Origin of the sequence: Pseudomonas sp. CCNWLW23 (assembly GCF_037095675.1) — a bacterium.
GTDB classification, from domain to species: Bacteria; Pseudomonadota; Gammaproteobacteria; order Pseudomonadales; family Pseudomonadaceae; genus Aquipseudomonas; species Aquipseudomonas atacamensis.
Map to the genome: position 1 here is coordinate 37,293 of NZ_JBAWKM010000017.1, position 20,065 is coordinate 57,357.

Below are 20,065 nucleotides of genomic sequence, written 5' to 3' on the forward strand. Positions count from 1 at the left end.
CGTCTACCGCCGCAGCGGTCATCGTTCGGTCAGTCGCCGCAGTTGCTCGACTACATGATCCTGCTGCTCATCGCTCAGCAAGGGGTACAGCGGCAAGCTGATGGCTTGAGCGTAATAGCGTTCAGCCTCGGGAAAATCGCCCTCGGCAAACCCCAGACCCTGATAGTAAGGCTGCAAGTGCACGGGAATGTAGTGCAGATTCACGCCAATACCGGCCGCGCGCAAACCTTCGAAAACCTGGCGGTGACTGAGGCTGAAGCGCTCGGTCTGCAAGCGAATCACATACAGGTGCCAGGCAGACTCCGCCTCTTCCTGCGGGCTCGGCAACGTCACCGGCAAATACGCCAGCAAGCGATCATAGCGCGCCGCCAGTTCCCGGCGCCGGGCGACAAACTCATCCAGTTTGCCCAGCTGTGACAGTCCCAGCGCCGCTTGCAGATCGGTGATCCGGTAATTGAAACCCAGCTCAATCTGCTGGTAATACCACGGTCCGTGGCTCGGCTCGGTCATGTGCTCGGGATCGCGGGTCATGCCGTGGCTGCGCAGCCGTCGCAGACGTTCGGCCAGCGCCGGGCGATTGGTCAGGACCATGCCGCCTTCGGCGCTGGTGATGATTTTCACCGGGTGAAAACTGAACACCGTCATCGCCGCGAAGTCGCCACAACCGACTGGACGCCCGGCGTAACTGGCGCCCACCGCGTGCGAGGCGTCTTCGATCACGGTGAAGTTGTAGCGCACGGCGAGATCGGCAATCTTGCGCATATCGCAGCTCTGCCCGGAGAACGCGACGGCGACGAGGACTTTCGGCAGCATGCCGTCGCGTTCGGCCTGTTCCAGCTTCGCTTCAAGGGCAAAGGCGTCGAGGTTCCAGGTCAGCGGATCGATGTCGACGAAATCAACCTCTGCGCCGCAATAGCGCCCGCAGTTGGCCGAAGCCAGAAACGTATTCGGCGAGGTCCACAAGCGATCGCCCGGCCCCAGGTCAGCGGCCAGACAAGCAATGTGCAGCGCCGCCGTGGCATTGCACACCGCCACGGAAAAATCGGCCTGGCAACGCGCGGCCATGGCCTGTTCGAAGCGTTCGATGGTCGGCCCCTGGGTCAGCCAGTCCGATTGCAACACCTCGACCACCGCATCGATGTCTGCCTGATCGAGGCTCTGCCGACCGTAAGGAATCATACCGACAGCTTCGCGTGCAGATCGGCGATCTGCCCCACTGAAAGGAAATGCGGGTTGGTGTCCGAGCGATACTCGAAATCCTCGTCCACGGCACGGCCACGCTCACCGAGTTTATCGACGGCGAAATCGACGTCGACGCTGGTAAAACGAATCGACGGCTGAATCGTGTAATGGTCGTCAAACTCAAGGGTCATGCGCGCATCGTCCAGCGGCACCATCAGTTCGTGCAGCTTCTCACCGGGACGAATGCCGACGTTCTTGTGCGGCAGATGTTCAGCCATGCCGCGCGCCAGATCGACGATGCGGATCGACGGGATCTTCGGTACGAACACTTCGCCGCCGTGCATGCGCGCGAAGCTGTCGAGGACGAACTGCACGCCGTGGTCGAGGGTGATCCAGAACCGCGTCATGCGCTCGTCGGTGATCGGCAATTCTTGCGCGCCTTCAGCAATCAGCTTGCTGAAAAACGGCACTACAGAGCCGCGCGAACCGGCGACGTTGCCGTAGCGCACCACGGCGAAACGGGTCTGCTGCTCGCCAGCAATGTTGTTGGCGGCGACGAACAATTTGTCCGAAAGCAGCTTGGTCGCGCCGTACAGATTGATCGGGCTGGCCGCCTTGTCGGTGGACAGCGCGACGACTTTCTTTACGCCGTTATCGATGGCGGCCGCGATGATGTTTTCCGCGCCGTTGACGTTGGTGCGAATGCATTCGGTCGGGTTGTACTCCGCCGCCGGCACCTGCTTCAACGCGGCGGCATGCACTACGTAATCGATGCCGCGCATCGCCTGACGCAAGCGCTCGGCGTCACGCACGTCGCCGATGAAATAACGCATGCACGGTGCATTGAACGTCTGCTGCATTTCGTATTGCTTGAGCTCGTCGCGGGAGAACACCACCACGCGCTTGGGCTGGTATTGCTCCAGCAAGCGACGGATGAAGTTGCGCCCGAACGAGCCGGTGCCGCCGGAGATGAAAATCGATTGTCCGTTGAACATGTTGTAGTTCCTGTCGGCCTGCTCAGGCGAGCAACTGCGCCCAATTGATCGAGGCGTTTTCGCCCAGAGTGAAACCTTTACCACTCAAGGCCAGGTTGGCGTTGTACGCCGGATCCTGGGCAAAGGCGTCGGGCCATTTTTCACGCAACGCCGCCAATGCTGCTGGCGCCTGTGGCAGCTCGCCGGTGTGCAGCACCTGCACCAGTGGCGTCCACACGGTGAGGTAACCGGCCTGACCGGCCTTCAGGCACAAATCGACATCAGCATAGCCGTCAGCGAAGGTCGCTTCGTCGAGGCCGCCAAGGGCATTGAACAGCTCTTTGCCAACCATCAGGCATACCCTGGAGACGGCCGAATAATTCTGCTCGACAACCAGCCGCTGCATGTAGCCCTCGGCCTTGTGTTGCTCGCCGATGAAAGGCGAACCCACGCCTTCGTTCAGACCAAGAATCAGACCGGCATTGGCGACTTTGCCATCGCGATCGACGAGTTTGGCGCCGACGATGCCGACCTCAGGACGCTGGGCATGGTTGAGCAGCGAATCGATCCAGTTCGGATTGACCACTTCGCTGTCCGCGGCCAGCAGCACCAGGTATTCACCCTGCGCCTGTTCGCTGGCGGCGTTGTACAAAGCGACTTCGCTCAGCGGCTGGTCGGCACGCAACACGTTGACCTTGGCGTGGCGCAGCGTTCCCAGCCAATCGTTGACCGCTGCCGACTGCTTGCCGTTGGCCGCCAGCAGCACTTCGTAGCGGCTGTAACGGGTTTTGAGCAGCACGCCCTCCAAGCAGCGGCGCAGTGCCGGCAAATCATCGATGACCGGCACAATGATCGAAACCAGTGGCTGCTCAGTGTGGCGATAATCGATCTGCCAGGTACCCGGCGCCGCCGAAGTGACTTTGGCCTTGTAGCCGCGATTGCCCAAGTGACGCAGCAACGCCTGACGCTCGTGGGCGTTTTCTTCCAGAGGCGCCTGCTCGGTGATCAGCAGCGGCTCGTCGAGATGCGCAAGACCGTCAAGTCCGCCCTGTTCGATGATGCGCAGCAACAGATCGAATTCCAGCGCCTTGCTGAAGTCGGCCTGATAGCCACCGGCCTCGAGCAGGACTTCACGACGGATCAGCCAATGCCGCGCCATCAGCGACGGCACGCTTTGCAGCAGATCCAGGTTGAAACCGGGGCGGAATACGGCGACCAGTGCGCCGTTTTCCTTGCGCTGGATTTCATCGGTGGCGACCGCACGCACACTCTCGGCACCCATCAGTTCAAGGCTGGCGCGCAACAGGCCGCTAGCGGTGAACTCATCACCGGCCTGAGCCAACATCAACCAGTCGCTTGGCGACTGCTGAGCGCTCTGGTTGAGTTTGTCGACGAGATTGCCGGGCGTGACACGGACAAAGTGCAGGGTGTTCTGCGCAGTGGTCGCTGCCGGTGCTTCACCAGTGGTGAACACGACAATCCTGAACGCTTTGCAGTGCCCCTCGACCAGGCTGTCGAGCGACACCTGCAACTTGTCGATGTCGTTGTCCAGATCAAGCAGGAAGATACCGAACTGCTGACCACCACCTTCGGCAGCCACGTGTTGGCTGATCGAATCGAGCTGCTCGATGGCAGGCGCACGTGCAGCCAGCCAATTCAACAAACGTCCCGATTGCATCTTGTCGAACGTGACCTGATGATCGTCGACCGTCAGCGCCTCGAGGCGGGCGACCCATTCATGCATGGCTTGCGCCGCCGTCTCGTCACCAAGCACGTGCAGCTGCGCGGCCAGACGCTTGGCAACCACCTGGTTGAACGCATTCAGATCATGCGCCTGCCACAACCGGTCGACCACGCTCTCCGGCGTATCGTTATTGCGCGCCTGGAGCAGATGCGCCTGACGCGTCCATGTGCCTTCCAGCCCCTCCAACTGGAGGCGACCCGCCGGCAGGGTGTGCATCATGAATTCAAACTGTTCCAGAAGATCGAAAAACGCCTGGTTGTAGAACGGCATCTCAACGTACTGCAGTGGGCCGAAGCGCCGATCAGGCCGCCGCAATTGCTGATTCCAGGTCGACTCGAAAATCAACTCGGCAGTCAGCGCCCGGCGGACCGCCAGACTCTCGGCCATCGCCGCAAAGCTCTCCAGAACAAATGCCTTGGCCTGCCCTGCATCGAGGTTCTGGATACCGGTCGGCAGCGAGACGAGGAATTCGGCAAACGCCTCTCGTTCGGCGACCGACTTGCCATCAACATAGGTCAGCGAGTGATACACGTCGGTATTGTGTTCGGAAACGCAGTAGTTGATCTCGCGTACCACATAGGGAATCGGCAGGATCCGTGCCTTGGCGCTCGCCAGCAGGAAATACACGTGCCCGATTTCCTGCCATTGGAAATTGGTCCCCGGCGGCAATGACGAGTGCCAGGTTTTCATCAGGTCGGTACGGGTCACCGCGTAGAACGGCGGGATGTACTGACTCATGTAGTCAATGACGCGATCCTGCGCCCGCTCGGACGAATAGTCTTCCTGAACCTTCTTGTCCCGGCGGTAGTAGTTCACGCCATCGGCCTTCGCCAGGTACATCAGGCAATAGCCGTGGCACATGCCATAGTCACGATTGGCCTGAAGAAAGCCGACAGACTCGCAGAGCGAATCGAACACGATGAAATCGTCATCCGCCGCCAGCACCATGTATGGCGTGCTCAGTTGCTCGACGCCATAGGCCAGTTTGGCCTGCATCCCCCAGTAGGCAAATTGCGGTACATGATGATAATCGACGGCGGAGAAATCGCCTTCCGGACGTTCCGGCGTGGAATCCAGCACCATGATTCGGCAGGGCAAGCTGCTGTAATACTTCACCGCACGGCGCAGGAACGCCGGCCGATTGTGAGTAATCAGCACCACCGTCAACAACTCGTTGAGCGGTAGCGTCAGTTCAGAACTGTACTTGCCTTGCATAACTTCTCTCCACAACCGGCGACTCGCCGAAACAACGCTGGGTAATGTTGCGAATTAACGAACGCGGCGCAGATAACCGTCCGGCGCCACGGTGATCAGCAGTTTGTTCTGCATCTGCCGATCGATCTCGAAATCCTTGTTCTCTTCCAGGTATTTCCACACGGCGGTTTTCGGGTTATCGCCATGACCCCACGGGCGATCCGGAAAAAAGTCCGCCGGCATGTCTTCAACCACGGTGTCCATCACCACGCAGTAGCTGCCCACCGAAACCAGCGGCGCGTACAAGCGCAGCTCCTCGAGTACGTGGTCGTGGGTATGGTTGGAATCGAGGACCAGAATCACTTTCTTGCCCTCGGCGATCGCGCGGACTTTCTGCGCGGTCGCCTCATCGATACTCGAACCTTCGATCATCTGGATGCGCTTGGCCATCGGGTGACTTTCGATGGCTTCACGGTTGTGCGGGCGAATGTCGAGGTCGATGCCCAGCACTTCGCCGTGGCCCTGCAGCTCCAACAGCGAGGCGTAATAGATGATCGAACCGCCGTGGGCAATGCCGCATTCAATGACCAGGTCCGGTTTGACCTGCCAGATGATCTCTTGCATGGCCATCATGTCTTGCGGCAACTGGATGATCGGACGGCCCATCCACGAGAAGTGGTAGCTGTATTTATGGCGGGCCGATTCGTTGAAGAAATCCCGGGCCAGTGCTACCACTTTCTGGTCCTCACCCTGGCGCGCGATCTCTTGTTGGCATTCGGCTTCGAAGGCTTTGTGGATGTTGTTTTCGGTCATCTTAATAATCTCAAGGGTCACTGAAACGAAGCGCTGTCGACGGCGTGATAGACGTAGCGTGCGCCAGTCATCCGCTTGATTTCTTCGAGGTAGTTGGAATTCATCACAAACAGATGGGCGCCTGCAGGCAGCGCATCCATGGCCTCTTGCGGCGAGGACACCCGCACGCCACTGAGCGGCAGGTAACGGCCCTGCTTGGCCGGGTTGATGTCGACGACGCGATCTACCGCCACGCCGGCGCGCTGCAAGGCCAATGAATAAATCACGCCCTTGGACGAAGCGCCCCAGATGGCCGAGCCCTGTGCCGGCGCGGATTGAATGATCTGCACGGCGCGATCAAGACTGGCGGTGAAGGTGGTCGACAGCGTCAGCAACGACGGCGTCTCGACCGGCGCCCGTTGCAGCGTCGAGAGATCGGCAACGATGTACAGATATTGGCCACCGAACAGATGCCCGGCCTCGAGCACGGTGCCGAACATTGCGCGCAAGTCGGCGAGACGGAAGTAATTGACGTGCTCATAGAACACGTCGAACCAGGCATTGTGCTCGACGATCCAGTCAAAGCACGGCACTTCGATATAAATCTGCCCGCCCTGATTGGCTGCAGCCATTTGCGCGAGAAACGCCAACGGATCGCTGATGTGCTCCAGCACATGGCGCAACACAATTGCGTCCGCCGCCAACCCCAGCTCGCGGGTGAACGGTGCCTTGATCACGTCAGGATTGTCACCTTCATACGAAGGGTCGATCCCGGTAATGGCGTAACCTTTGCCCCGCAGCATCTCAAGGAAATAACCTTTGCCGCAGCCGACCTCAATCAGGGACTGGCCCTTGAAGTGCCGGGCGAGGATCGCTTCGACGGCATTGAGGTGCGCCTGAAACTGCACCGAGTGCGCCTGTTCGTTCTGATAGTCGGCGTCATAGCTCAGCTTGTCGGCATCGAAGGCCTGGTTGAAGATCAATCCGCTTTGGCTGTCCTGTACCAGAACAATGTCTGCCGCCCCTGAGGCCCGCGCCTCTTCGGCGCTGGCAAACGTGCGGTTCTGCAATACCGGCAGTCCGGTCGCGCGATAAAGCTCATGCAGCATGTTCCTGCCCCTTCAGTTGCGAGATTCGCTGAGCATCACCCCAGAACGCCATTGGCTCATGGGCGGAATAACCGTAATGGCCCAGATTCAACTTGATCGTCGACTGGCGTTCGCGGACACGCTGTTCAACCAGCGCGCGTACGGAAATCGGCTGGCCGCTGCAGCAGTTGGTGACGCCGTCGACATCAGGCCGGCCGATCAGCGAAGCCAATTGCGCGGCCGCCTCGGTAATCTGCAGATAATCACGCAACTGGTCGCCCATCGACATATTGAACTGCGCCTCACCGCCATCGATGGCGCGGTCGAGGCTGGCCAGCAGGCTGTTGCTGTTCTGCCCTTCGCCATAAAGGTAAAACAACCGCGCCCATTGCAGGGTGAACGACTGCTCGCGCTGCAATGCTTCAAGGAACAGGCGCAAGGTGTGCTTGGCCAGACCGTAAGGCGTGCAAGGCTGGGGCAAGACCGACTCGGCCAACCGGCCGCTTTGCAAGCCGTATTCAAAGCAAGTCCCGGTGACCAGCACCTGGCTCACCCCTGCCACGACCGCACGCTTGAGAAACGCGTAATCGGCCGGCAGGTTGCGTTCGAAATGAAACAGCGCCTGATAGTTAGGCAGGCCGCTCCAAGCCAGATGCGCGACGACATCCACGCCATCAACCAAGCGCTCGACATCAAGGTCTGGCGCATGCAGATCGGCGGCGACAAATTCCACCTGCGCGAACCACGGCAAACTGCGAGCCGAGTCGAGGGTGCGCGCAACCGCACGCACTTTGAAGCCTTTGGAAAGCAAAGCGCTGATCAAGTGGCGACCGACGAAGCCGGTGGCGCCAGTGACCAGCACAGTGGTGGTGGTCGCCGTCAAAGCTCGACTCCCTGAAACTGTTTGTCGAGCAGCGGATGACTGGAATCCTTGGCTGACAAATTCTTGACGGGCAGCGGCCATGAGATCGCGAGTGCCGGATCAAGGGCCGACAAACCCGCTTCATGCTCCGGTGCGTAATCGGCATCGGTGAGGTACAGCACTTCCGATTCATCGGTCAGTGACTGGAAGCCGTGGGCAAAACCGGCGGGAATCAAAAAACTGAGGCCATCATCGGCGCGCAGTTCTTGCGCATGCCACTGCAAATACGTTGGCGATTGCGGCCGCAGGTCGACCGCCACATCCCAGACCGCGCCGCGCACACAAGTGATCAGCTTGGATTCGGCATAACCGGCTTTCTGAAAATGCAGACCGCGTACGCTACCTTGGCCCAACGTGCGCGAATGATTGATCTGGCGGATCGCAAAAGGACGTCCCTGGACGGTCAGACGACTCTGGCAGAACAGCCGGGCGAACCGCCCGCGCTCATCGCAGAAGACTTTCTGCTGGATGAGGTACAGGCCCTCCAATGGCGTTTTCTGCAAGGTGTAATCGCTCATGAACGCTCTCTGTACAGATTCAATTGGTTCAAGGTCACGGCGCGCATGTCATCGCCGTGTTGCCACGCCAGATGCCAGCCAAGGGTGTGCGTCAGGCATTGTTCCAGCGTCCAGCGCGGCTTCCATCCAAGCACCTGCCGCGCGCGGCTGCTGTCCAGACGCAGCAGACCGGCTTCGTGCAGCTCACTCGGTTCGATACGTAGACCGCGGGCCTGCGGCCAACGGTTGGCGAGCAGTTCGACCACTTCACCGACGCTGCACATGTCGGCCTCCCCGGGACCGAAGTTCCACGCACCGGCGTATTCCGGGCCGTACTCGTAGAGCGCAGCAGCCAATTGCAGATAACCGGCCAGCGGCTCCAGCGCGTGCTGCCATGGACGCACCGCTTGCGGGTAACGCAGGGTCACTGGCTCGTCGGCGGTCCATGCCTTCAATACGTCGGGAATCAGTCGTTCTGGCGCAAAATCACCACCGCCCAGCACATTGCCGGCGCGTGCGGTCGCCAGGGCCAAACCGTGCTCGGCATGTTTGTCCGCCGGAAAAAACGACGCGGCGTAGGACTGCGCGAGCAACTCGCAGCAGGCCTTGCTGCTGCTGTAAGGATCGTGCCCACCAAGGGCTTCGTCTTCGCGGTACGGCCACAGCCATTCCTTGTTGGCGTAGACCTTGTCGGTGGTCACCAGCACGCAGGCGCGCACGCCGCCGACCTGACGAATCGCTTCGAGCAGGTTCAGCGTACCCATGACATTGCTTGAATAGGTGCCGAGCGGATCGCGATAGCCTTCGCGCACCAGAGGCTGGGCCGCCAGATGCAGGACTATTTCCGGCTCGGTCTCGGCGATGATTTCCAGCAAGGCGCCGAGGTCACGCAGATCGCCGCGTTGATCATTGATGCCTTCGTGCACGCGCGCCAGTTCGAACAGGCTCGGCTCGGTCGACGGATCCAGAGAAAAACCGCTGACTTGCGCACCAAGGCTTTGCAGCCACAGGGTCAGCCAACTGCCTTTGAATCCAGTGTGTCCGGTGACCAGGACGCGTTTGCCACGCCAGAACTCCGCACTCAGGCCCATTGCTTCCATGGGGCCTCCCCGCTCTGCCACAGCGCTTCGAGATGGTTCTTGTCACGCAGGGTGTCCATGGGTTGCCAGAAGCCCGAATGCTCGTAGGCATGCAGCTGTTCCAACTCAGCCAGTTGCATCAACGGCTCGGCTTCCCAGCTGGTCGCATCGCCGGCGATGTAAGGCAGCACCTGCGGTGACAGGACGAAAAAACCGCCATTGATCCAGCCGCCGTCACCTCGCGGTTTCTCGGTGAAACCCATGACTTGGTGGCCTGTGCGTTGCAAAGCACCGTAACGACCTGGAGGCTGTACGGCCGTAACGGTCGCGAGCTTGCCGTGCGCTTCATGAAAACGGATCAGAGCGCCGATATCGATATCCGAGACGCCGTCGCCGTAGGTAAAACAAAAGGCTTTCTCGTCCTTGAGATAAGGCGCAGTGCGCAAGAGCCGGCCACCGGTCATGGTTTCTTCGCCGGTGTCGACCAGCGTGACGCTCCACGGCTCGCTGTAATTCTGGTGCACCTCCATGCGGTTCTCGCGCATGTTGAAGGTGACGTCGGAGGTGTGCAGAAAGTAGTTGGCGAAGAAGTCCTTGATCGCATAGCCCTTGTAGCCCAGGCAGATGACGAAGTCGTGGATCCCGTGGGCGGAATACTGCTTCATGATGTGCCAGAGAATTGGCTTGCCGCCGATCTCGATCATCGGCTTGGGCTTGAGGTGCGACTCTTCACTGATGCGCGTGCCGAGACCACCCGCCAAAATTACTGCCTTCATCGTCTCCCCTCTTGTTCTTCACCGGGCTGCGCATGGCTTTGTTGAGCGTAGCGGGCCTTGCGGCGACACCTTTTGCCGTTCCGGGCGCAAGTGCAATGACCGCAAGCGCTCGTTTTATGGCGATTTGAGGGGGACTTGCAGGAAACGCGCCAGCTCAGAGTCGAGGCGGTGGGGAACGGGCTGAGGATTTTGATTGAGGGCCTATCCGTTATTGCGGGTGCTGCCGCTGGCGGTTTCACCCTTACAGCAACAGCAACACCGCAGAAACGGATATTCACCCACCCCCCGAGAGCCTGGTCAGCCCAAAGGCCGCCAAGCCCAAAAACAAAAAAGGGATGAATCCAAAGATCCATCCCTTACTTCAACGATGCGCAAAAACTACCCGAACAGCGCAAACCCGTCACCACCCACCGGCAGCTCATACATCTGACCATCGGCCGTCTGAACATGCTCGATGGTCGCAAACCCCGCATACCAGTCCACCAGCCGCACACCGTTGTCCGGCACGCCACTGCTACCATCATTGGCACTGTGCAGATAAACGTCATCGCCAACACGGGTCACGCTCAACTGACTGGCGTCAGCGATCGTGTTCAGAATCAGCGTGTCGTTGGCATCCAGCCCTTCATCCTTGATGGTCACCAACGCAGACGTGTCCACCACATAGGTATCATCGCCCTGCTCGCCAAACCCGCTGCCGCCCAGGCCCGACGGGCCGGCGCCGCTGAAGATCAACACGTCGTTGCCCTGCCCACCATAGGCCACGCCTCGCCCGAGGGTAATGTTGTCATTGCCTTCATCGCCACTGACCCAGGTAAACAGACCATCGCGCGCAGCTATGATGACGTCATCGCCCGAGCCACCGAACAAGGTGTCGGACTGCCCGGCTGCATCGAGACCGGACGCCAGACCACCGTAGATATGATCGTTGCCATCGCCACCCTGAATCTGGTCGTCACCACCACCGCCTTCAATGACGTTGTCGCCCCACTCACCTTCCAGAACATCATTGAACTGGCTGCCGCGCAGGCCTTCGATGTCGATGTAGACGTCATGGAAGGCGATACCGCTCTGCGCTCCCCATTTCAGCGAGGCGCTCAAGCCTTCAGCACTGTCGTCATAGCTGACGATGTCGATACCGGCGCCACCTTCAAAGTTATCGGCCCCCGCCCCGCCCAGCAGCACATCATTCCCGGCCCCGGAAACGATCGTGTTGTCCCCGTCATTGCCGTAACCGGTGAAATCGCTGCTGCCGGTATAGGTCAACCGCTCAACGAACGCACTCAGCCTCAACTCGGACAGGCTGGTGTACACATGATCGGTACCACCCATGAAGCTGTCGTCTTCTTCGACAGTCACACCGGTGCTGTTGATCGTATAAACGTCATCACCGATACCGCCAGCCACCTTCACACCACTGGCATTGACGACAAAACGATCGGCGCCTGAGGTACCGATAACCTCTTCCACGTTGAGCAGTGTGTCACCAGCGAGGTTGCTGCCATTGCCGATCACGACATTGGCTACGTCGAAGGCGTAGCGGTAATTCACAGTGTCGTAGCCCTGCGCACCATCGATACTCATCGAGTCCTTGTGACGATAAATCACATCATCGAAGCCCGAGCCCTGAAGCGCCTCGATGCCGGTGAACATATCGCCATAGGCGATGGTCAGGCCGTCGTAGTTGGCGAAGTCTTCGACTCGCACCCCTTCAAGGCTGTCGCTGTAGCTGACGGTGTCGTAACCGTCTCCCCCGAAGAAATGATCGGCACCATCACCACCCCACAGCCAGTCGTTACCGGCACCCGCGATGATCTCGTTGTCGGTGTCGCTGCCGTAAGCCTTGAAATCACCGGTACCCGTGAAGGTCAGCTTCTCGACGAAGCCAGCCATCTTGATGCTGTTGAGGCTGGTGCGCAGTTCGTCATAGCCACCCCAGTCTTCCTCGACGATGGTCACGTCTTCGGCGCTGACGATGTAGACATCGTCACCGCTGCTGCCTTCCAGCGTCACGCCGGCTACCGAACTGCTGAACGTATCGTTGGAAAAGGTGCCGACGATCTTCTCAACGGATATCAGCGTATCGAGCTTGCCGTCGGGGCCGGTGACGGTGGTCGCACCATCGGCCAGTTCGACGTTGATTCCAGAGGGTATTGCGTAGTAAATCGCGGTGTCGAAGCCGTCACCGCCATCAAGCTCATCCGATCCCGTACTTGCCAGCAGGACATCATCCGACTCCAGTCCATAGAGTTGGTCATTGCTGTCGGTGCCCAGCAGGACGTCCGCTTCACTCGTTCCATTCACGACTGTCATCACATCTTCCTTGCGTTGTTGTTGAAACCGGATCCGTCAGTGTGGGCATTGCCTGTCCAGCGCGCATTCCCTCGCCTGATCGACTCGAACAAATCGTTGAGACCTGTAAAAAAGACGACCCGAGAGATCGCCTTTCAATGAAGCCTTGCGACAGATCAATCCGCCAGCCAGCCATACTCCCAATGCCGCAGGTTATCGCCGCGCAGCACGTAGTCGCGCAGCACCACCTCTCGCAATTCATCGCCCATGCGATAGCTGGCATCCGGGTCAGCCAGATGCATACGGATCGCTTGCAGCCATTCATCGGTCGTGTTGGTCTTGACCCGTGTGCACGGCAAGTAGCCGCGATAGGCCTCGGTGTCGGTGCAGACCACCGGGTAGCCGCAGGCGCCGTATTCCAACAGGCGCAGGTTGCTCTTGCAGTCGTTGAAGATGTGGAACTCGAGCGGAGCCAAAGCCAGATCAAGGTTCAGGCTGGCCAGTTTTGCCGGATACACATCCAGTGGAATCACACCGTGAAATTCGTGCATGTACGGCAGCAAGTCATCCGGGCACATGCCGAAGAACACCCAGTCGACTTCGTTGGCCAATTCACGCACCACGTCGGCGATCACGGCCAGATCGCCGTGGTGACTGGTCCCGCCCCCCCAGCCGACACGGGGCTTTTTCGAGGTGCGACGCTGGCTGCGCAGGTGTCCCCACAAGTCCTGAGCCAACATGTTCGGCACCACGCGTATGTCGTGGTGCATGTCCGACAGCGCGTTGGCCAGCGGCGCGGTTGAAACGACCACGCGATCGCACAGGCCGATCGCTCGGCGCACCATTCGCTCCATGTCCGACTTGCCCGGCATGTTGCGGATATGTGCATTGCGATGGGGAACGTCGATGACATAGTCGTCGAGTTCGAAAATCCGTCGGGCATTGAAGAACTTCTTCAGCGGCGGGATCTCATCAATGGCGTGCTCTGAGTAGCGCCCCTGCAGGACAATCACATCGGGCGCCTGCCGCTGGATATCGATGATCGACGGCAAGCCGTAACAGATGCGCCCTTCCACGCGGTTGGCCGCTTCCAGTTCGATCATCGGCTGGCTCATGCGATAGTGACCGATGGCTGAAGCGTTGATCGGAACCGCGAGCACGTTCGGCAGTTGCGCCTTGGAGAACGCGCTCCAGCCAGTACGCAGGCCCGGTTCAAGGCTGAAGTTGCTGGCGCCAACGCCCTGCAACGTCAGGTTGACGTTATAGGCCGGGTCGCGCGCAACCAGTGGCAGCCAGCGTTGATAGAAGGTGTCCTTCTCCTCGGCGTGCTGCGCTTGCTCTTGCTCCGTCGCCGCGATAACCGGCTGCGTACCCACCGCCAGCACGGCGTGCGGGTTCATCACCACCAGATAACCGTCGCGGCCAATGCGTAGGCACAGATCCACGACACTGAGCGTTTGCTTGAAATCCTGCTCATCAAGACCGCCGGCCGCTTCGAATACCGATTTGCGAATCATCAGGCAGTCGCCACCGACCGCGCTCAGATCATGCACAGCTTGCAGTCGGTGCATATACCCGTCCGACTGCATCGGCTGGCCGTAGAACGGCAGTCCCGCCGGCCCATTCAGCCCCAGGATGAGACCGGCGTGCAGCACGCCACCGTCCGGGTTGAACAGCTTGGCGCCCACCACCCCGACTTCAGGGCGTTGTGCATGATTGAGGAGCTCATCGAGCCAGTCGGCCTGGGTGATTACCGCAAAGGCGTTAAGCATCAGCACGTACTCACCGCGCGCCTGGCGCGCGGCGAAGTTGTGCACAGCGGCGGCATCGCCCTTTTGCGCATACCGCAGCACGCGAATCCGGTCGCTGCCCAACTGCGCCATGCCGTCCAGCCACGCCAGCGCTTCGGCGCTTTCGCTGCCGTTGTCGACCAGGAGCAATTCGTACTCGGTGTAGGCGGTTTTCTCCAGCAGCGTTTCGACACAACGCTGCAAGGCGGCAGTCTGGTCCTGAGTGACGATGATCACCGACACCAGAGGGCGCTGCGCGTGACGGTAGTCGACACGATTGAGCAGCCCGTTCTGGCGGATTTCATGAGCAATGCCGAGGCGCTGCAGATGAGCCTCGAGAATTCGCCGACTTTGCTCCACCACGCCAGGCTCGGTGAGCCATTGCGACAGGTCGAATTTCGACTCCAGCAATACCTCGGCGATATGACCGACAACCTGCAGGCCATCGCTTTCGACCATCCGCCAGAGCATGTCGTGTGGCGCCAGTTCGGCGAACGTTGGCGCAAATCCACCGAGGGCGAGGAAGCGTTCGCGCTGGAATGCCAGCGCTCGGCCGACGTACGGATAACTGCGCATGAGGTCGAGGTTGAAGTCCGGCTTGAACGCCGGTTCCGCCGATTCGCCGTCGCGCACGCTGCCTTCATCACTGTACAGACACGTCAGCGACCGCGAATGCGCGATGCGATCGGCCATCACCAGCAATGCCGGTGCCACCGGGCGATCTCCCGGTTGCAGCAGATAGAACCAGTCGGCGCCTTCGAGTTGCGGCAACAGCGTATTGATCTGCTCCAGACCGTCATCTTGCAACGGCATGTGGAACACGCGATCCTGCAACACTGCTTCGGTACAGGCTACGGACAGTACCAGCACCAGCTCCGGTGGATAGTCCTGTGCAGCGAGCGCTTGCAGGGTGCGCTCGAGACCGTCGCGGCTACCCTGCGCATCGATGACGATCGGCACGATCCTCGGCTGCTGCGGCCAGCCAGCAAGCGTTTCCGGCAACCATTGGCGCTGCGTCTCGGTCAGCACCCGACACGCCAGCCACTGCGCATAGAGCTCGCCGAAACTGAAGCTGTCGACACCCACACCCAGCTCCTGGCGGCTTTGCTTGGTGCCAAGGGTACGGCTCAGCGGCAGTTCTTCCCAAACGCGAGGCGACTCGTCGGCGCTCGTCAGTCGCACGTAGCGAACCCAGCCCTTTGCGGGCGCCGACTCGCCGCTGCGCACTTTGAGCATTTGCGAAAGCCACTCGCGCTCAACCTCGGCAGCATCCTTCATCGGTTGCTGCGCGCTCAGGCGCTCAGGGTAAAGTCGCTCGGCGCTCAGGACATTGTTCGACGTCACCATGTTGCCGCGCCGCAACAGACACACGTACAAGGCAAAATCCAGGGTCGCGACGAAGCATGCACCTGCTTCAGTCAGAGCGGGCAACAATTCGGCGACATCGGCACGCCGGAACAACGCACTGCTGAAGCCGCCGAGGACGTTGACCGGGAATTTTTCGAAAATGCTCAGCACATCGTCGCCTTTGAGCAAGGCGCTCACGGGTGATAGCGAGCTGTTTTCCAAACGGGCCGGCAGAATGATGTCGTTGGCGTCCCACAGCAGCCGCTGAGCGATCACCAGACTGACTTCTTCGCGCTGTAACTCATGGGCTTGCTGTTCGATACAGGCCGAATACAGCAGGTCATCGTCACACAGGAATTTGATGAACTCGCCGCGCGCCTGTTCGAGGCAGGCTTTCAGGTTGCCCACCAGCCCGAGCGTCTGTGGATTGCGAACGTAGCGCACCTGGGCCCCGGTTTGCTCCATCACCAAGCTGACGATGTCCTTGATCTCCTCACCACGACTGTCATCGCACACGACGATGTCGAGATTGCTGTAAGTCTGGCTGACGGCACTGTTCAGCGTGCGCTCGAAAAAGCGCGGATTGAAAGCAGGGATGGCAATGCTGACGAGAGGAAGTGAATTCACGGCGGGCTCACAGGCGGTACGAGCCCGCTCGCAAAAACGAGCCCTTGATACCGCAAAAAATCATTAACAGAGGCACAACGTTGGCGGGCGCTCACGCACCCGCCAATCATCAGATCTTGTTGAACAGACCCAACTGACTGATCTTGCTGAACGCCAGTTGCGCGGCTTGCAGCATGGTCTGTTGCAGCGTCAGGCGGGTCATGACTTCAGCCGGATCGGAATCACGAATCGAACCCTGGGTCGTGCTGTTCGCCGTGGTCAGGCTGTCGTTGGTGATGGTCTGCATGTCCAGCGCCTGGCCGCGGGCACCAATGGTGGTGACTGCGGTGCCGATCTGGTTGGAAGCGGCATCGATGTTGCCGAGGCCCGCCTCCATCGCGCCCTGCAATTTCTGCTTGGCAACCGGATCGCCATCAACTGGCGTGTTCAGCGCGGTGATCATCTGGCCCAGGGTGTCGAGCACGTTCTGGGTCTGGTGATTGTTCGGCTGGATCGAGAACTGATCGCCTGCGGCCGGCGTGTTGCCCAGCGCGAAGGTCACACCGGCAGCGGTGGCGTTACCGCCGGCAACCGTGCCCGAAGAAACCGGCTTGCTGTCGGCGGTCACTGGCGCGGCATACAGATCGAAATCGGTGGCGCTGGTGAACTTGAGCACCGCGCCGCCCTGCGGGAAAGCTGCGGTGTAGGCTGCCTGATCGGTGATGGTCGAACCGGTGATCACGCTGGTCGACGGGTTACCCGGATTACGCGTGGTGGTGAACGAGTCCGGCGAGGCCGACAGCTGAAAACTGTGCCCTGCGATAACGGCGTCCGGGTTGGTATCGCCGGCCTTCAGGTTGACGTTCAGCTTGAGGTCGACGCCGCGGAAACTGACGGTCTGATTGGCGCCGCTGCTGTTGCTGATCAGGCCGTTCTGGCTGGCCTCGGCGGTCACATCGTTGCCCAGCGCATCGGTGATTTTCAGCTGGGTGCTGCTGACGAAATCGATGGTGTACGGCTGCCCGGCAGTGAACTTGGCATCGTAAGTGGCGGCAGTGCCGACGGTGCCGTTGGACAGCACGACACGGCCGTCATCGACGGCTGGCGCGGTCATTTTGGTGTTGGTGCGGCCGGTGTTGATGGTCTGCTGGAACGCGTCCCAACCGGTGGTGTTGGTGCCCACGGTCATGCCGTCGCCGATGCCCAGATCGATGGTGGTCTGGTCGCCGTTGTAGCTGAACGTGCCGTCAGAATTCTTCGAGTACGGCGCGGTATCGGTTTTCGAACCGGAGAACAGGTAGTTGCCGTTGGCATCCTTGGCGTTCATCAGGCCCAGCACCTGCTGCTGGATCTCACCCAGTTCCGAGGCGTACGCCTGGCGATCCTTGTCGGTGATCGTGCCGTTGTTCGCGGCCAGCGCAAGTTCCTTGGCCCGTGCCAACGCCGTGGTGATCGAATCCAGCGTGGACTCCTGCACGTTCAACGCACTTTTGGTGGTGTTGACGTTGGTCTTGTACTGATCGAGCATCGCCGCCTGCTGGCCCAATTGCAGCAAGCGCCCGGCACCGATCGGATCATCGGCGGCAGTGTTGATGCGTTGCAGGCTGCTCGCCTCGCTCGCGGTGGCGACAGCCTTGTTGAAGTTACGCTGATAATCCGAAGCTTGCGTTCCGTAATACTGGGCGGTGGAAATGCGCATGAATTACGACTCCTTAAAGGCTGTTGATCAGCGTGGCGAAAGTTTCCTGCGCAGCTTTGATGATCTGCGAAGACGCTGTGTAGTACTGCTGGTACTTGACCAGGTTGCCGGTTTCTTCGTCCAGGTTGACCCCGGAAAGCGAATCGCGGGCACCCTTGGCGTTCTCCAGAATCGCCGTGGTTGCGGCGCTGTCGGACTTGCCTTGGGCGGTCTTGGTACCGACGTTGGTCACCAGGGTGTTGTAGGCGTCGGTCAGGCTGATGCCCTTGCTCGCCGAACCGGTGTCCACGGTCTGTTTGGTTTGCAATGCGACCAGTGCCTGGGCGTTGCGGTTGTCCGAAGACGCCGCGCCGGTCAGGTTCATGGTGAAGGTTTCACCCGTCTTCGGCGTGCCGCCGACGGTGGTCTGCACGGTGAAGGTCTTCTGCACGTTCGGCGTGACGGTAGTGTCCATCACCGGGTTGCCGCTGGCATCGACGATGCCGACTTTCAGATTCAGCGTGTTCGACTGGCCAGGCACGATGGTACCGGTGCCAATGGTCGCGCCCTTGGCGTCGACCAGGTTGTACGATTGGCTGCCGCCGCTGGCTGCGCCGAACACCAGTTTGACCGGCGTCGAATTCTTCAACGCTGCCTGCATGTCAGCCTGGGCGGTCGGGTTGTAGATGTCGATCTTGTCGCTGAGCGTCGGCTGGGTGTAAGTGCCCAGACCGTTGGCGCTGGCGACGCCGGTCAGCGGACCGGCCGCAGCGACTTTCTTCGGATCGGTCAGGACCGTCTGAATGCTCGCCGCGGCGTTGCGGGTCGGCGTGACTTTAAATGAGTCACCCGCGCTCAGCGCGCCGCCATTCAAGGCCAAGGTGAAACCGTCGATCACTGGCGGCGGATTGGTCGTGGTGCTGAATGCGCCCAGATCGGTGCCGTCGGAACGCTTGACGGTGTAATCGGTGGCGCTGGTGAAGGTCACCTGATAATCGCTGGTGGTCAGCTTGCCGGTGTCCTTGATGGTCACATCGAGGTTGCCCGAACCGGCGCTGTTGCCATCCTTCGCAATGCTGCGCTGACTGATCAGGGCGGCACTGTTGATGTTGTTGAAAATCGCCGCGCCGAAGTCACCGTTCTTGTCGATGCCCTGGGCTTGCTGGCTGTTGATCTGATCGGCAATCACCAGAGCGACGCGACCGAGCTCGTTGAGCGACGGGTCGAGGACTTCCTTGCGATAGGTCAGCAGACCGCCGATTTCGCCACCGCTGATCACCGAAGTAATGTCGATGGTGCTCGAACCGCGATCCATCTGGATCGACATGCGCGACGGGTCGGTCTTGCTCGCAACCATGCTCAGGCTGTTGGTGGTGTTGCCGATGACCAGCGGCTGACCGCTGCCGACATAGATGTCGAAGCTGGTGCCGCGCTCGACGACCTGGGCACCGGTCAGCTCCGAGAGCTGACGCACGGCTTCGTTACGGCTGTCGAGCAGGTCGTTCGGCGCCCCGCCACTGGTGGAGATTTCGCCGATCTTCTGGTTGAGATTGGCGATCGCCGTGGCGAGCTTGTTCACCTGGGCGGTCATGTCGCCGAGGCTGCCGTTGATCGTGGTGTTCTGATCGTTGAGCTGCTTGGCCAGGGTATTGAAGCGGCTGGTCAGCGCCTGCGCGCCGGTCAGCACCGACTGACGCGAAGTGTCATCGGTGGCCGACGTCGATACGCCCTGCATCGAGGTGAAGAATTTCTGCAGCACACCGGTCAGGCCGGTGTTGGTGTCCGACAGCATGGCGTCAAGCGGCGTCGCCTGCTTGAGGAACGCGGCCGATTCGCTGTCCAGCGAAGTCGCGGTGTGCAGCTGCGATTCCAGGTACGAGTTGTACACTCGGCGCACGTCAGCCAGGGTCGTGCCCGTGCCGATGAAAACGCTGCCGTACTGCTGCGAGGACTTGGTGCCCTGCACGGTTTGCTGACGTGAATAACCGGCGGTGTCGACGTTGGCAATGTTGTTGCCTGTCGTAGCCAGAGAGGACTGGCTGGCCGACAGTCCCGACATCCCGATATTGAGCAAACTCATGGTTCAGACCTTATTACCTGGTGC

13 protein-coding genes are annotated in these 20,065 nt (G+C 60.2%); all 13 read right to left on the minus strand.

Annotated features, from left to right (window positions below; all coding sequences use genetic code 11):
• Window positions 1-18: 18 nt before the first annotated feature.
• Window positions 19-1,179: a UDP-4-amino-4,6-dideoxy-N-acetyl-beta-L-altrosamine transaminase gene (pseC, locus tag V8J63_RS20225; protein WP_125925355.1), complete on the minus strand. Its 1,161-nt coding sequence runs from the start codon at window positions 1,177-1,179 to the stop codon at window positions 19-21.
• Window positions 1,176-2,177: a UDP-N-acetylglucosamine 4,6-dehydratase (inverting) gene (pseB, locus tag V8J63_RS20230; protein WP_125925354.1), complete on the minus strand. Its 1,002-nt coding sequence runs from the start codon at window positions 2,175-2,177 to the stop codon at window positions 1,176-1,178. The genes pseC and pseB overlap by 4 nt, the downstream gene beginning before the upstream one ends.
• Before the next feature lie 22 nt (window positions 2,178-2,199).
• Window positions 2,200-5,115 carry a glycosyltransferase family 2 protein gene (locus V8J63_RS20235; protein ID WP_125925353.1) on the minus strand — a complete coding sequence of 972 codons (2,916 nt, stop codon included), beginning with the start codon at window positions 5,113-5,115 and terminating at the stop codon, window positions 2,200-2,202.
• A 54-nt stretch (window positions 5,116-5,169) separates the two neighbouring features.
• Entirely contained in the window at window positions 5,170-5,907 is a 738-nt protein-coding gene (locus tag V8J63_RS20240) for a cephalosporin hydroxylase family protein (RefSeq protein ID WP_125925352.1), read from the minus strand.
• 17 nt (window positions 5,908-5,924) lie between these two features.
• Window positions 5,925-6,995 carry a class I SAM-dependent methyltransferase gene (locus V8J63_RS20245; protein WP_125925351.1) on the minus strand — a complete coding sequence of 357 codons (1,071 nt, stop codon included), beginning with the start codon at window positions 6,993-6,995 and terminating at the stop codon, window positions 5,925-5,927.
• The gene (locus V8J63_RS20250; RefSeq protein WP_232245474.1) at window positions 6,985-7,857 is read right to left on the minus strand and encodes an NAD-dependent epimerase/dehydratase family protein; all 873 of its coding nucleotides are present in this window, start codon (window positions 7,855-7,857) and stop codon (window positions 6,985-6,987) included. The genes V8J63_RS20245 and V8J63_RS20250 overlap by 11 nt, the downstream gene beginning before the upstream one ends.
• Window positions 7,854-8,414 (minus strand): dTDP-4-dehydrorhamnose 3,5-epimerase, encoded by a 561-nt coding sequence (rfbC, locus tag V8J63_RS20255; RefSeq protein ID WP_073472805.1) that lies wholly within the window; start codon window positions 8,412-8,414, stop codon window positions 7,854-7,856. Before rfbC ends, V8J63_RS20250 begins: the two co-directional genes overlap by 4 nt.
• On the minus strand, window positions 8,411-9,493 hold the full coding sequence (gene rfbG, locus V8J63_RS20260; protein ID WP_122611595.1) for a CDP-glucose 4,6-dehydratase: 1,083 nt from the start codon (window positions 9,491-9,493) through the stop codon (window positions 8,411-8,413). Before rfbG ends, rfbC begins: the two co-directional genes overlap by 4 nt.
• Complete coding sequence (gene rfbF, locus V8J63_RS20265; protein ID WP_039761130.1) at window positions 9,475-10,248, minus strand: glucose-1-phosphate cytidylyltransferase; 774 nt, start codon at window positions 10,246-10,248, stop codon at window positions 9,475-9,477. The genes rfbG and rfbF overlap by 19 nt, the downstream gene beginning before the upstream one ends.
• Window positions 10,249-10,626: 378 nt before the next feature.
• Window positions 10,627-12,561 carry a calcium-binding protein gene (locus V8J63_RS20270; RefSeq protein ID WP_125925349.1) on the minus strand — a complete coding sequence of 645 codons (1,935 nt, stop codon included), beginning with the start codon at window positions 12,559-12,561 and terminating at the stop codon, window positions 10,627-10,629.
• 155 nt (window positions 12,562-12,716) lie between these two features.
• Window positions 12,717-16,304, minus strand: a complete 3,588-nt coding sequence (locus tag V8J63_RS20275; protein ID WP_336464549.1) for a glycosyltransferase — start codon at window positions 16,302-16,304, stop codon at window positions 12,717-12,719.
• A gap of 109 nt (window positions 16,305-16,413) precedes the next feature.
• A complete protein-coding gene (locus V8J63_RS20280; RefSeq protein ID WP_130926653.1) occupies window positions 16,414-17,982 on the minus strand; it encodes a flagellar hook-associated protein 3 in 1,569 nt (522 codons plus the stop codon).
• 13 nt (window positions 17,983-17,995) lie between these two features.
• Entirely contained in the window at window positions 17,996-20,041 is a 2,046-nt protein-coding gene (gene flgK / locus V8J63_RS20285) for a flagellar hook-associated protein FlgK (protein ID WP_336464550.1), read from the minus strand.
• Window positions 20,042-20,065 lie beyond the last annotated feature (24 nt).